The organism is Paraburkholderia sp. SIMBA_030 (assembly GCF_046535245.1).
Taxonomy (GTDB): Bacteria; Pseudomonadota; Gammaproteobacteria; order Burkholderiales; family Burkholderiaceae; genus Paraburkholderia.
Map to the genome: position 1 here is coordinate 1 of NZ_JAWRXB010001663.1, position 235 is coordinate 235.

Below are 235 nucleotides of genomic sequence, written 5' to 3' on the forward strand. Positions count from 1 at the left end.
GCCGAACTGAGCGGGGCGCTTGGCCGTTCCCGCCAGGATGATCCCAGCGAAGTTGACGGCTTCGGAGCGGTCTCGGAGGAAGCGGGTGCGGTCGAAGGTGACGGCGGGAGTTCCCGGCGCCAGCCCGATCGAGGCGAGTTCGCCGTCGGGCGTTCGGTAATACTTCCAGCCCGCGCGGTCGACGGCCCGCGGACCGCTCAGCACCCTGCCATCGCCGGGGTGCCAACGCTGCAAT

Annotated in this window: 1 protein-coding gene; it reads right to left on the reverse strand. The window is 70.2% G+C overall.

Annotation, left to right across the window (positions count from 1 at the left end; genetic code table 11):
* A partial coding sequence (locus tag SB772_RS45670; RefSeq protein ID WP_410839233.1) for a hypothetical protein occupies positions 1-204 on the reverse strand: 204 nt, incomplete at its 3' end.
* Positions 205-235: the final 31 nt, after the last annotated feature.